This is a genomic window from Pseudomonas sp. PDM15 (assembly GCF_014851565.1).
In the GTDB taxonomy this organism is placed as follows: domain Bacteria; phylum Pseudomonadota; class Gammaproteobacteria; order Pseudomonadales; family Pseudomonadaceae; genus Aquipseudomonas.
In genome coordinates, this window is record NZ_JACVAA010000001.1 from 616,439 (window position 1) to 629,313 (window position 12,875).

14 protein-coding genes are annotated in these 12,875 nt (G+C 67.2%); 12 read left to right on the top strand and 2 right to left on the bottom strand.

What is annotated here, in order from left to right; genetic code table 11:
• Positions 1-105: 105 nt before the first annotated feature.
• From IB232_RS03020 to IB232_RS03065, 10 genes are all read left to right on the top strand, one after another.
• Positions 106-600 carry a thioesterase family protein gene (locus IB232_RS03020; RefSeq protein ID WP_225592083.1) on the top strand — a complete coding sequence of 165 codons (495 nt, stop codon included), beginning with the start codon at positions 106-108 and terminating at the stop codon, positions 598-600.
• A gap of 210 nt (positions 601-810) precedes the next feature.
• On the top strand, positions 811-3,612 hold the full coding sequence (locus tag IB232_RS03025) for a monovalent cation/H+ antiporter subunit A (protein ID WP_192397082.1): 2,802 nt from the start codon (positions 811-813) through the stop codon (positions 3,610-3,612).
• Positions 3,612-3,959: a Na+/H+ antiporter subunit C gene (locus IB232_RS03030; protein ID WP_192397083.1), complete on the top strand. Its 348-nt coding sequence runs from the start codon at positions 3,612-3,614 to the stop codon at positions 3,957-3,959. The genes IB232_RS03025 and IB232_RS03030 overlap by 1 nt, the downstream gene beginning before the upstream one ends.
• Entirely contained in the window at positions 3,956-5,443 is a 1,488-nt protein-coding gene (locus IB232_RS03035) for a monovalent cation/H+ antiporter subunit D (RefSeq protein ID WP_192397084.1), read from the top strand. The genes IB232_RS03030 and IB232_RS03035 overlap by 4 nt, the downstream gene beginning before the upstream one ends.
• Entirely contained in the window at positions 5,440-5,937 is a 498-nt protein-coding gene (locus IB232_RS03040; protein WP_192397085.1) for a Na+/H+ antiporter subunit E, read from the top strand. Before IB232_RS03035 ends, IB232_RS03040 begins: the two co-directional genes overlap by 4 nt.
• On the top strand, positions 5,922-6,191 hold the full coding sequence (locus IB232_RS03045) for a K+/H+ antiporter subunit F (RefSeq protein WP_192397086.1): 270 nt from the start codon (positions 5,922-5,924) through the stop codon (positions 6,189-6,191). The genes IB232_RS03040 and IB232_RS03045 overlap by 16 nt, the downstream gene beginning before the upstream one ends.
• Complete coding sequence (locus IB232_RS03050; protein ID WP_192397087.1) at positions 6,188-6,520, top strand: Na+/H+ antiporter subunit G; 333 nt, start codon at positions 6,188-6,190, stop codon at positions 6,518-6,520. The genes IB232_RS03045 and IB232_RS03050 overlap by 4 nt, the downstream gene beginning before the upstream one ends.
• 85 nt (positions 6,521-6,605) lie before the next feature.
• Entirely contained in the window at positions 6,606-7,511 is a 906-nt protein-coding gene (locus IB232_RS03055; protein ID WP_192397088.1) for a DMT family transporter, read from the top strand.
• An 11-nt stretch (positions 7,512-7,522) separates the two neighbouring features.
• Positions 7,523-8,614 carry a PLP-dependent cysteine synthase family protein gene (locus IB232_RS03060; protein ID WP_192397089.1) on the top strand — a complete coding sequence of 364 codons (1,092 nt, stop codon included), beginning with the start codon at positions 7,523-7,525 and terminating at the stop codon, positions 8,612-8,614.
• A 47-nt stretch (positions 8,615-8,661) separates the two neighbouring features.
• A complete protein-coding gene (locus IB232_RS03065; protein WP_192397265.1) occupies positions 8,662-9,129 on the top strand; it encodes a GNAT family N-acetyltransferase in 468 nt (155 codons plus the stop codon).
• On the opposite strand, the gene gap is transcribed toward IB232_RS03065, so the two are convergent.
• Both gap and IB232_RS03075 read right to left on the bottom strand, forming a co-directional pair.
• Complete coding sequence (gene gap / locus IB232_RS03070) at positions 9,126-10,163, bottom strand: type I glyceraldehyde-3-phosphate dehydrogenase (protein ID WP_192397090.1); 1,038 nt, start codon at positions 10,161-10,163, stop codon at positions 9,126-9,128. The genes IB232_RS03065 and gap overlap by 4 nt on opposite strands.
• Before the next feature lie 75 nt (positions 10,164-10,238).
• Entirely contained in the window at positions 10,239-10,913 is a 675-nt protein-coding gene (locus tag IB232_RS03075) for a COG3650 family protein (protein WP_192397091.1), read from the bottom strand.
• A 132-nt stretch (positions 10,914-11,045) separates the two neighbouring features.
• Here IB232_RS03075 and IB232_RS03080 point away from each other — a divergent pair, with 132 nt between their 5' ends.
• Together IB232_RS03080 and IB232_RS03085 are read left to right on the top strand one after the other, a co-directional pair.
• Positions 11,046-12,131 carry a diguanylate cyclase gene (locus tag IB232_RS03080; RefSeq protein ID WP_192397092.1) on the top strand — a complete coding sequence of 362 codons (1,086 nt, stop codon included), beginning with the start codon at positions 11,046-11,048 and terminating at the stop codon, positions 12,129-12,131.
• A gap of 63 nt (positions 12,132-12,194) precedes the next feature.
• Positions 12,195-12,830, top strand: coding sequence for a YceH family protein (locus IB232_RS03085; RefSeq protein ID WP_192397093.1), 636 nt, complete (start codon positions 12,195-12,197; stop codon positions 12,828-12,830).
• The last annotated feature ends 45 nt before the right edge of the window (positions 12,831-12,875 follow it).

The window sequence follows — 12,875 nt, forward strand, 5'->3', positions numbered from 1 at the left end:
TGGCGCGACGGCGCTATTGATGTCCTCCTTCGCTCCTGACGGGCCTTTGGCTTTCTCGAGCTAATGGAAGCCTGGCAACTGCCCGGCGTTGCCAGGGAGCCACCAATGTCCGGTCTGCTGCGAAATCTCATCGCCTTTTTCATCGGCCTGTTCGGCTACGCCAGCCGGGAGACCACCGATACCGTGGAAACCCACTTCTGGGTCACGCCCTTCGACTCGGGTGTCCGCGTGCTCAAGAGCGACAAGTACCTGCAGTACGCCGAGACCGCGCAGCTGGATTACCTGCTCAAGGTCGGGCGTTTTTTCGCCGTGCTGCGTGGGGGCGCCGGTTTCGTCAATCTGGCTCAGCAGGTGCGCTTTCTGCGTCCGATTGCCTTGTTCAGCCGCGTGAGCGTGGAGACCCGGCTGCTCTACGCCGATGACAAGTGCGCCTATTTCCAGCATGCGTTGTATGCACGGGGCGACTTGGCGGCGGAGGTGCTGGTGAAGATGAAATTCAAGAAGGCCGGCCGCACCATGGCGCCTGCGACCTTTCTCGCGTTCAGTTTCGACGCCATGCCCGATTCCGTGCGCAGCTGGGAAACAGCACTGCAGGGGTGAGCGGCGCTGGGTTCAAGCAGTCCACTATCTGATCTATCCTCGCAGCTGAGCGGAAAGCTCTGTGCATAATGTAATAATTTATCCATGGCTTAGTTCTGATAGTTATGGATAATCGCGGCACGCCCTTCGCAAACAGAGGCCCGGCCGCGCGAGGAACAGAGTAGATTTGCCCGATCCGCCAGCTGGACCGGGCCTGGACAGGGGAGATTCATGGAGCTGCTGCTCATCGTAGGACTGCCGTTTCTCGGCGCCTTCCTTCCCGTCCTGCTCGAGCGTCATGGCCGCCTCGCCTGCAGCCTGGCCACCGCCGTGGCGCCGCTGCTGGGCCTGGGCATCCTGCTGTGGCTGGCGCCGCGGGTATTCGCCGGCGAGCTGTTGCTGGTGTCGCAGCCCTGGCTGAGCCAGATCGGTTTCAATCTTTCCCTGCGCCTGGATGGCCTGGCCTTCCTGTTCGCCCTGCTGATCCTCGGCATCGGCCTGCTGGTGATCCTCTACGCCCGTTACTACCTGTCCGAGCGCGAGGCCATCGGCCGCTTCTTCAGCTACCTGCTGCTGTTCATGGGCGCCATGCTCGGCGTGGTGCTGTCGGAAAACCTGCTGCTGATGCTGACCTTCTGGGAGCTGACCAGCCTGTCGTCTTTCCTCCTGATCGGCTTCTGGAGCAAGCGCAGCGACGCGCGCAAGGGCGCGCGCATGGCCCTGGCGGTGACGGGCGGAGGAGGGCTGGCGCTGCTCGCCGGTATCCTGCTGATCGGCCATATCGTCGGCAGCTTCGAGCTCAGCGTGGTGCTGGCCTCGGCCGAGCTGATCCACGCCCACGCCCTGTACCCGCTGGCACTGGTGCTGGTACTGCTGGGCGCCTTCACCAAGTCGGCGCAGTTCCCCTTCCACTTCTGGCTGCCCCACGCGATGGCGGCGCCCACCCCGGTGTCGGCCTATCTGCACTCGGCGACCATGGTCAAGGCCGGGGTGTTCCTGCTGGCGCGCCTGTATCCGGCGTTGGCCGGCTCGGATCTGTGGTTCTACCTGGTTGGCCTCACCGGCTTGGCGACCCTGTTGCTGGGCGCGGTGATGGCGCTGTTCCAGCACGACCTCAAGGGCCTGCTGGCGTACTCGACCATCAGCCACCTGGGCCTGATCGTGCTGCTGCTGGGCATGGACTCGCAGTTGTCCAACGTCGCCGCAGTGTTCCACATCATCAACCACGCCACCTTCAAGGCCTCGCTGTTCATGGCCGCCGGCATCATTGATCACGAGACCGGCAGCCGCGACATGCGCCGCATCAACGGCATGTGGAAGTACCTGCCGCACACCGCTGTGCTGGCCATGGTGGCGTCCTCGGCGATGGCCGGGGTGCCGCTGCTCAACGGCTTCCTGAGCAAGGAAATGTTCTTTGGCGAGACGCTGCAGCACGCCCTGCAGGGCAGTGTCTTCAACTGGGCGATCCCGCTGGTGGCGACCTTGGCCGCGGTGTTCTCGGTGGCCTATTCGCTGCGCTTCATCCACGACGTGTTCTTCAATGGCGATCCGATCAACCTGCCCAAGTTCCCGCCCCACGAGCCGCCGCGCTACATGAAGGTGCCGGTGGAGATCCTGGTCTTCCTCTGCCTGCTGGTCGGCATGCTGCCGGCTTACACAGTGGCGCCGCTGTTGGCGGTGGCGGCGCAGGCCAGCCTGGGTGGCGAGTTGCCGGCCTATGACCTGGCGATCTGGCATGGCTTCAACCTGCCGCTGGCGATGAGCTGCGTCGCCCTGGCGGGCGGCATCCTCATCTACATCGGGCGCAAGCCGCTTTTCCGCTGGTACGAAAGCCTGCCGCAGGTGGACGCCAAAGAAGTGTTCGAACAGCAGGTACAGCGTGTGGTGGCCCTGGCCGGCTGGATCACGTCGAGCCTGGAGAACGGCTCGCTGCAGCGCTACCTGGCGCTGCTGCTGGGCAGCGCCCTGGTGCTGGTCGGCGTGGCCCTGGCGCCGCTGCCGCAGCTGACCGGCGAACGCGGCCTGAGCCCGCTCGATGGCTTCACTGCCCTGGGCATGCTGGTGCTGGCGGCCAGCGGCCTGCTCACCGCGATCCTCCATCGTCAGCGCCTGGTGGCGCTGCTGATCCTCGGCGTCGGCGGCATGCTGGTGGCGCTGGCCTTCGCCCGCTTCTCCGCACCGGACCTGGCGCAGACCCAGCTGGTGGTGGAGGTGGTGACCATCATCCTGCTGATGCTGGCGCTCTATTACCTGCCGTCGCGCACGCCCGGCGAAAGCTCGCTGCCGCGAATCGCGCGCGACCTGCTGCTGGCCGGCGGCTGTGGCGCGATGGTGGCAGTACTGGCCTACGTGGTGCTGACCCGCCCCTACGACACCGGCATCGCCGAGTTCTTCCTGGCCAACAGCATCAGCGGCGGTGGCGGCACCAACGCGGTCAACGTGATCCTGGTGGACTTCCGCGGCTTCGATACCCTGGGCGAGATCACCGTGCTGGCCATCGCCGCGGTGGGCATCTTCGCCATGCTCGACGGCCTGCGCCTGACCCACCCGACCTGCGACCCCCAGGGGCGGCGTTGGGCCTGGGCGAAGAACCCGCTGATCCTGATGACCCTGTCGCGCCTGATGCTGCCGCTGGCGCTGCTGATCTCGGTGTTCATCTTCCTGCGCGGTCACAACCTGCCGGGCGGCGGTTTTATCGCCGGGCTGATCACCGCCGTGGCCCTGGCCCTGCAGTACATCGCCAGCGGCGTGGCCTGGGTCGAGCAGCGCCTGCCGCTGAACTACCAGCGCATGGCCGGCGTCGGCGTGCTGATCGCCGCGCTCACCGGGCTCGGCAGCTGGGTGTTCGGCCGACCGTTCCTGACGTCCGCGTTCGGCCACTTCGAGCTGCCGCTGGTGGGTGAGTTCGAGCTGGCCACCGCCATGCTGTTCGACCTCGGCGTGTACCTCACGGTGGTTGGCGCCACCCAGATGGTGCTGGTCAACCTGGGCAAGCTCAGCCTTTCCCCACCCGCGAGCAAGGAGATCCACTGATGGAGGCGCTGTTCGCCGCAACCCTCGGCCTGCTCACCGCCAGCGGCGTATATCTGCTGCTACGCGCGCGTACCTTCGCCGTGGTGCTGGGCCTGACTCTGCTGTCCTACGCGGTTAATCTGTTCCTGTTCTCCATGGGCCGTCTGGTTGGCGATGTGGCCGTGCTGGGGCAGGGCGGCAACCCGGCCGACCCGCTGCCGCAGGCACTGGTGCTGACCGCCATCGTCATCGGCTTCGCCATGACCGCCTTCGTCGTGGTCCTGGCCCTGCGCGGCGTGGCCAACCTGGGCAATGACCATGTCGACGGCCAGTCGGACGGCCAGCCGGACCGGGAGCGGTTGTCTTGAATCACCTGATCATCCTGCCGATCCTGATCCCGCTGCTGGTCGGGGCTCTGATGCTGGTACTGCCGTCGCTGGAGCGCCTCAAGCGCACGCTGTCGCTGCTCGCCACCCTGGCCCTGTTGCCGCTGGCCGTGGCGTTGCTGCTGCAGGCCGACGATGGCCGGCTGCACGTCTATGCCCTGGGCGACTGGCGGCCACCGTTCGGCATCGCCCTGCTGCTCGACCGGCTCAGCGCCCTGTTGCTGCTGGCCGTCGCCGTGCTGGCCAGCGCCGTTGTGCTCTACGCCCTGCGGGGTGATGATCGACGCGGCCCGCGTTTCCACGCCCTGCTGCAGTTCCAGCTGCTCGGCATCAATGGCGCCTTCCTCACTGGCGACCTGTTCAACCTGTTCGTGTTCTTCGAGGTTCTGCTGATCGCCTCCTACGCGCTGTTGCTGTACGGCCGCAGTGCCGAGCGGGTGAGGGCGGGGCTGCACTACGTGATCCTAAACCTGGTTGGCTCGGCGCTGTTCCTCATCGCCCTGGGCCTGATCTACGGGGTCAGTGGCACCCTGAACATGGCCGATCTGTCCCGGCGGGTCGCCACGGCCAGCGGTGACAGCGTGCCGCTGCTGGCCGCCGCCGGCCTGCTGCTGATACTGGTGTTCGCCCTCAAGGCGGCGCTGTTGCCGCTGTCCTTCTGGCTGCCGCGTGCCTATGCCGCGGCCAGTGCGCCGGTGGCGGCACTGTTCGCGATCATGACCAAGGTCGGCATCTACGCCATCCTGCGGGTCTGCACCCTGGTATTCGGCACCGGTGGCGGCGAGCTGGCCAATCTGGCCCAGGCCTGGCTATGGCCGCTGGCCCTGGCCACGCTGGCGTTCGGTGCGCTGGGCGCCCTGGCCGCGCGCAGCCTGCAAACGCTGCTGGCCTACCTGGTGCTGGTGTCCGCCGGCACGCTGCTGGCGGCGGTGGCCATCGGCACGCCTGAGGCCATCGCGGCGGCGCTGTTCTACCTGCTGCACAGCACTTGGGTGGCCGGCGGCCTGTTCCTGCTGGCCGATCTGATCGTTCGCCAGCGCGGCAGGCACGGCGGCGAGCTGGTGCAGGGCGCGGCGCTGGAGAACCCCCATCTGCTTGGCGCACTGTTCTTCTTCGGCGCCGTGGCGGTGATCGGCCTGCCGCCGCTGTCCGGTTTCCTCGGCAAACTGCTGTTGCTCCAGGCCGCGCCCTCGGTGGCACTTTGGGCGGTGTTGCTGCTCGGTGGTTTCGCCGCTTTGGTGGCCTTCAGTCGTGCCGGCAGTACCCTGTTCTGGCGGGTCGGCACCAGCACCCTGGACAGCGCCGAGCTGGACCGCGGCCGCCTGGCTGCCTGTGTGCTGCTGCTCGCCAGCAGCCTGCTGCTGGTGGGCCTGGCTGCGCCGTTGCTGGATTACACCCGCGCCGCCGGCGCACAGCTGCATGACCTCGCGCCTTACCGGGCGCTGATCGGGGAGGGCCGGCCATGAAACGACTGTTGCCGCACCCGGCGCAGAGTCTGTTGCTGCTGCTGACCTGGATGCTGCTGGTGGACACCTTCGCCTTCGGCCAGTGGCTGCTGGGCGGTGTGCTGGCCGTGCTGATCCCGCTGGCCTGCAACCGCCTGCTGGTGGAGCACCCGCCGCAGTGGAAGCCGCTAAAACTGCTGCGCTTCCTGCTGATGGTGATGGGCGACATCCTGGTCGCCAACTTCCAGGTGGCGCGCCTGACCTTGGGGCGCGTGCGTGAGCTGCGCCCGGCCTTCGTCGAGGTGCCGATCGACCTGGACAACGAGCTGGCCATCAGCGTGCTGGTCAGCGTGGTGTCGCTGACCCCCGGCTCGCTGGCCGCCGACCTCAGCCTGGACCGCCGTAACCTGCTGGTGCATGGCCTCGACGTGCCGGATGCGCAGGCGATGATCGACGAGATCAAGCAGCGCTACGAGGCGCCGCTGAAGGAGATATTCCCATGCTCGGCTACGTGATCCCCATCTGCCTGGCCATGCTCGCCATGGCCCTGCTGCTGGCCACGGCGCGCCTGATCAAGGGGCCCAGCCTGCCGGACCGGGTGCTGGCGTTGGACACCCTGTACATCAACGCCATCGCCCTGATCATCCTCTATGGCATCTGGAAGGGCACCGAGCTGTTCTTCGAGATCGCCCTGCTGATCGCCGTGCTCGGCTTCGTCAGCACCGTGGCGGTGGCCAAGTACATGCTGCGTGGAGACATCATCGAATGAGCCTGTGGCTGGAAATCCTCATCTGCGCGCTGCTCCTGCTCGGCAGTGGCTTCGTCCTGATCGGCGCCATCGGCCTGTACCGCCTGCCGGACTTCTTCACCCGCCTGCACGGCCCGACCAAGGCCACCACCCTGGGTGTCGGCGGGGTGGTGGTGGCCTCGCTGATCTTCTTCAGCGCCGGCGAGCGCACCCTCAGCTCCCACGAGCTGCTGATCAGCCTGTTCCTGTTCATCAGCGCCCCGGTCAGCGCCTACATGCTGGCCAAGGCGGCGGTGCTGCAGCAGCTGCCGCTGGAGCCGAGAACCCGCGGCAAGCCCTGGGAGCAGTAGGGCGACACAGTTTCTCCGCACCGCTGTGTCTGTCAGCCTGGAGGCCTGCCACCTACACTGAGTTTTTGACCCAGAGGTAGTGGTGATGGCCCGGCAGGGACGGTTGTTCGCGATGGCGTGCCTGGTGCTGGCCATGGCCCTGTGGGGCAGTTCTTTCATCGCCCTCAAGTTCGCCTTCGCCGAGCTGCCGCCGATGTGGGTGATCTTCGGCCGCATGGCCCTGGGCAGCCTGGTGTTCCTGCTGGCCTGGCGCTGGCGGGGTCGCCTCGACTACCGGCCCGGCGATTGGCGCTATCTGTTGGCCCTGGCGGCCTGCGAGCCCTGTCTGTACTTCATCTTCGAGGCCCTGGCGCTGCAGCACACCAGCGCCACCCAGGCCGGGATGATCACCGCGCTGCTGCCGTTGCTGGTGGCCATGGGCGCGTTCCTGTTTCTGCAGGAGCACGTGGCCAGAAGCACTTGGGCCGGCTTCCTCCTGGCGGTGGTCGGGGCCATCTGGCTGAGTCTGGCCAGCGAGGCGGACTCCCATGCGCCGGCGCCGCTGCTGGGCAACTTCTACGAATTCGTCGCCATGCTCTGCGCCACTTGCTACACGCTGCTGTTGAAGTTCCTCTCCGAGCGCTACTCGCCCTTCATTCTCACCGCCATGCAGGCGTTTATCGGTTCGTTGTTCTTCCCGCCGCTGGCGCTGGTCACCGAGCCGCTGCCGAGCCAATTCAGCCTGCTCGGCATCGGCTCGGTGGTCTACCTCGGCGTGGTGGTCACCGTCGGCGCCTATGGCCTGTACAACTTCGGCGTCAGCCGCCTGCCGGCCAGCCAGGCGTCAGGCTTCACCAACCTGCTGCCGGTGTTCACCCTGATTTTTGCCGCGCTGCTGCTGGGCGAGAGCCTCACGCCCGCGCAGTACGCCGCCGCGGCCCTGGTGTTCGTCGGCGTGGCGCTGAGCCAGTGGCGGAGCGCCGCCCCGGCACCCGCCGGCATTTTGGATTGAGGAAACACGTCATGACCGATATACGCCAGTGGACCCGCGAGGCGGTGCGCATCATCGAGGCGGATTTCCAGCGCAGCGCCGATACCCATCTGATTCCCCTGGCGCTGCCAGGGTTACCGGGCGTCGAGCTGTACTTCAAGGACGAGTCCAGCCACCCCACCGGCAGCCTCAAGCACCGCCTGGCCCGCTCGCTGTTCCTCTACGCCCTGTGTAATGGCTGGCTCAAACCCGGCGCGCCGGTGATCGAGGCCTCCAGCGGCTCCACCGCCATCTCCGAGGCCTATTTCGCCCGCCTGCTGGGGCTGCCCTTCATCGCCGTGGTGCCGGCCAGTACGGCCAAGGAGAAGCTGGCGCAGATCGCCTTCTATGGCGGCCAGGCGCATCTGGTCGATGACCCTACGCGCATCCACGCCGAGTCCGTGCGCCTGGCCGGCGAGACCGGCGGCCACTTCATGGACCAGTTCACCTACGCCGAGCGGGCCACCGACTGGCGGGCGAACAACAACATCGCCGAGTCGATCTTCCAGCAGATGCGCCATGAGCGTTTCCCCGAGCCGGCCTGGCTGGTATCCAGCCCCGGCACTGGTGGCACCCTGGCGACCCTGGGCCGCTATGTGCGCTACCGCCAGTACGCCACCCGCGTGCTGTGCGCCGACGTCGAACGCTCGGTGTTCTTCGACAGTTACGTCAGCGGCGACCGCAGCCTGACCCTGGATTGCGGGTCGCGCATCGAGGGCATCGGCCGGCCGCGGGTCGAGCCGTCGTTCATGCCCCAGGTGCTGGATGCCATGTGCAAGGTGCCGGATGCCCTGTCGCTGGCCGCCATGCATTACCTGGCGCAGGGCCTGAACCGCCGCGTCGGCGCGTCCAGCGGCACCAATCTGATCGGCGCGCTGCTGGCGGCACGGCAGATGGTCGAGGCCGGCCAGAGCGGTTCGGTGGTGACCATCCTCTGCGACGGCGGCGAGCGCTACACCACCAGCTACTACTGCGACACCTGGCTGGCGCAGCAGGGCTACGACCTGGCGCCGCTGATCGAGGCGGTGGCGGCCTGTGTCGAACGTGGCGCGGCGCTGCCGGATTTCCTTCGGAGCGGACTGTGAGCGAGACCTTCACCAGTCGCCCGGCGCGGCCCGAGGACATCCCGACCATGGCCGTCTTCATCTTCGAGCACGGCCCCAATCCCTGGAACTACCTGCCGCAGGACGCCGTGCTGGCGCACCTGCAGGGCATTGCCGAGGGCTCGGTACAGGCCGTGCTGGCGGAGCAGGAGGGCGGTGCGCTGGCCGGCTTCGTCACCTTCCTGGCCAGCAGCAATTTCGAACGCTATCAGCCGGCGGAGCGCCGCGATCTGCCCCAGGGCTATGTCGGCGAGGCGGTGGTCCACCGCGAACTGACCGGGCGCGGCCTGGGCAGCCGCCTGCTCGGCGCGGCGATACAGGGCCTGAGGGCCCAGGGCATTGGTGACATCTACATCGAACGCCACGAGGAGAATGCCGGCTCGGCGGGCATGATGCGCAAGGCCGGCTTCGTCGAGGTGGAAACCTTCCCCGACCCGCAGCGGCGCGGTGCCGGTTCGCGGCGCACCACGCTGTGCTATCTAAAGGTCGGCGACTAGCCGGGCTGCACCGGCACCGTGCGATTCGGCTCCAGCGGCTTGAGCCAGGCCTGCAGCACGTCCAGCAGGCGATTGGCGAAGGCCCACTCGTTGTCGTACCAGGCCAGCACCTTGACCAGATTGTTGCCCAGCACGCGGGTGTGGTTGAGGTCGACCACGCAGGACACCGGGTAGCCGTTGAAGTCGGCGGACACCAGCGGCAGGTCGTTGCACTCCATCACGCCCAGCGGCAGCTGGCGCGCGGCCTTCTGCAGGATGTCGTTGACCGCCTCGCGGCTGGTCGGGTGTTCGCTGGTGAAGGTCAGGTCGAGCAGCGACACATTGGCGGTCGGTACCCGCACCGCCATGCCGTCCAGGCGGCCTTCCAACTCGGGGATGACCAGGCCGATGGTCTTCGCCGCGCCGGTGGCAGTGGGGATCATCGACAGCGCGGCGGCGCGGGCGCGATAGAGGTCGTTGTGGGTCTTGTCGAGCAGGTTCTGATCGTTGGTGTAGGCGTGCACCGTGGTCATCAGGCCCTGCTTGATGCCCACCGCGGTATGCAGCACCTGGGCCAGCGGCGCCAGGCAGTTGGTGGTGCAGGAGGCGTTGGAGACGATCTGCTGGTTGCCCAGCAGGTGATGGTTGACGCCGTAGACCACGGTCAGGTCGGCCGTCTCCAGCGGGTGTGACAGCAGCACGCGCGGTGCTCCGGCGGTCAGGTGCTGCTCGGCGAGAATACGTTTCTTGGCCTTGCCGGTGCAGTCCACCACCACGTCTACCGCTAGCTGTTTCCACGGCAGTTGGGTGAAGTCCTTCTGGCCGATCAGGCGGATCGACTGGCCGCGTACCTGCATCACGTCTTCATGGATGTCCACCTGGCCGAGGAAGCGGCCGAAGGTGGAGTCGAAGCGGGTCAGATGGGCCAGGGTGGTGAAATCGCCGGTCTCGTTGATCGCCTCGACGTGCAGCTGGCTTTCCAGCCCGCGTTCGAACAAGGCGCGCAGCAGGGCGCGACCGATGCGCCCGTATCCGTTCAGGGCAATACGCAGCATGGCAGTCTCCGACTGTCTGGGTCCGTCTTCAGCATAGGCGGCCCAGGGGCCTCACGAAAGCGAGGCGGGGTCGGCTCAGCGGTTGCGCGCGCCACCCAGGGACGCGCAGCCGCGCTGCACTTCGCCGTTCAGGCGCAGCTCGGCGCTGAGGTGCTGCACTGCGCCGCTCATGCTGTCGACGCAGCGTTGCGGCGCCAGCCACAGTTCCAGGCGCTGGCCGTTGGCCTCGCTGCTGAGGCTGAAGCTGCCGTTGGGCAACTGCTCTTCCAGGTAGGGCACGGCCAGCGGCTCCTGGCTCGGGCGCAGCAGCACCAGGCCCTGTTCGCCGACACCCAGGGTCCAGTCCGGCTCATGGCCACTGGCGCGCAGCAGCAGGCGATCGAAGCCCGGCTCGTTGCAGGCCGGGCCTTCGCCCTGCAGACGGTAGACCTGGTCCAGGCGCAGCTCGCCGTCCAGGCCCGCCTGCTTGGTCGCCACCGGCCAGCCGCGCAGGTCGACGAACAGGCTGTCGTTGCCGCCGGCCAGCAGCTCGCCGGCGTCACGCATGATGTCGCTGCTGCCGTCGTTGGTCAGGGCAATGCGGCGCTGCTCGCCGCAGGGCTGGAGGATCAGCTGGCCCTGTTCCAGGACCAATTGGCCCTGCAGGCGCTGGACCGGGGTAGGGGGCGTGGCGTCGTACACTTCGAACATCTGGCAGCCGGCAAACAGCGGCAGCAGGGCGGCGAACAGCAGCGAACGGGCGTGGGTCATCGATGGCTCTCCTTGCGAGTGCGGCAAACTTACCCAGCCCAGCCCGCCAGCTCAAGTTCGGAAACATGCTGCAGCTTGTATAGTCGGGCCCATGGAGCCATCCTCAGAGTCGAGACCGTCCCGAGTGTGACCATGGATAGAAGCACGGGCTCTGGCCTGTCATTCGCCAAGCGCATCTACCTGCCCCGTGGCATCGGCCTGGGCATCGGTTTCTTCTGCGTGGCATTCGCGCTCTGGCCGCTGCGCCCGGCGCCCTGGCTGTGGGCGCTGCTGGTGTTCAACGGCTTCCTCTGGCCGCACCTGGCCTACCAGCTGGCACGCCTATCCGCCTCGCCGTACAAGACCGAACGGCGCAACCTGCTGAGCGACTCGGTGTTCGGCGGCTTCTGGGCGGCGACCATGCAGTTCAACGTGCTGCCGGCCGTGACCATCCTGGCGATGATGGCGATGAACAACATCGCCGCCGGCGGTGCGCGCTTCTTCGTCAAGGGCAGCCTGGCCATGTTCGCCGGCATCGGCCTGGCCATGTCGCTGTTCGGCCCGGCGTTCAATCCCGATACCAGCATGCCGCAACTGTATGCCTGCCTGCCGATGTTGATCCTCTATCCGCTGGCGCTGGGCTGGGTCAGCTATCGCCTGAGCATCAAGCTGGCGGAGCACAAGCAGGCTCTGCGCGCGGCCAGCCGCACCGACAGCCTGACCCGCCTGTTCAACCACGGTTACTGGCAGGACCTGCTGCAGAGCGAGTTCATCAAGTGCCGCGGCGGCCAGCAGCGCGCCACGGTGGCCCTGATCGATGTGGACCACTTCAAGCAGATCAACGACCAGCACGGCCACCTGGTCGGCGACAGCGTGCTGCGCCTGCTCAGCGAGAAGCTGGTGCTGAGCCTGCGTCAGGAGGACATGGCCGGGCGCTACGGTGGCGACGAGTTCTGCGTGATCCTGCCCAACACGCCGCCGGTGCTGGCTGGCGAAGTGATGGAGCGCCTGCGCCAGGAGCTGGCCGAGATCCGCAGCCCGCTGGCGCCCGAGCTGCGCATCACCCTCAGTATCGGCCTGGCCGGCTACAGCCCGTTCCAACTGGATGCCACCCAGTGGCTCAGCGCCGCCGACCAGGCCCTCTATCAGGCCAAGAGTCGTGGTCGCGATCTGGTGGTGACTGCCAGCGAAACCCTGGTCGCCACCGACGAAGAACAGCAGGCCTACCCAGGCGCCTGAGTTCCCAGCGCGCGCCGGTCGTGGCAGGCTAGTGGCCTTTTCTACCTCGCACGGAATCGCCCCATGTCCAGCGCCACCGAAGGCTTCGAGCCGCTCAACGCCACCGAGGTCCGCATCCTCGGCTGCCTGATCGAGAAGCAGGCCACCACGCCGGAAACCTACCCGCTGACCCTCAACTCCCTGGTCCTGGCGTGCAACCAGAAGACCAGTCGCGAGCCGCTGATGAACCTCACCGACGGCCAGGTCGGCCAGGCCCTGCGTGCTCTCGAAGGGCGTGGCCTGACCCGCCTGGTGATGGGCGGCCGCGCCGACCGCTGGGAGCATCGGGTGGACAAGGGGCTGGAACTGGTCAAACCGCAGCAGGCACTGCTCGGCCTGCTGTTCCTGCGCGGGCCGCAGACCATCAACGAGCTGCTCACCCGCAGCAACCGTCTGTACCAGTTCGAGGATGGCGCCGAAGTGCAGCATCAGCTGGAGCGCCTGATCGGCCGCGAGCTGGCCTGCCTGCTGCCGCGCCAGAGCGGCCAGCGCGAGGATCGCTACATGCACCTGCTGGGCGAGCCTGCCGATCTGGAGGCCCTGCTGGCCGCGCGGCAGGCCGATGCTCCGGTGCGCGGCGCGGCAGACGACACGCGCATCGCCGAACTGGAGGCCCGCGTGGCGGCCCTGGAGGAGCGCCTGGCGCGCCTGGAGTCTTGATCTTCCCGGCGCTCGCGAGCTTCAGGATTCATTAAGACTCGCTGC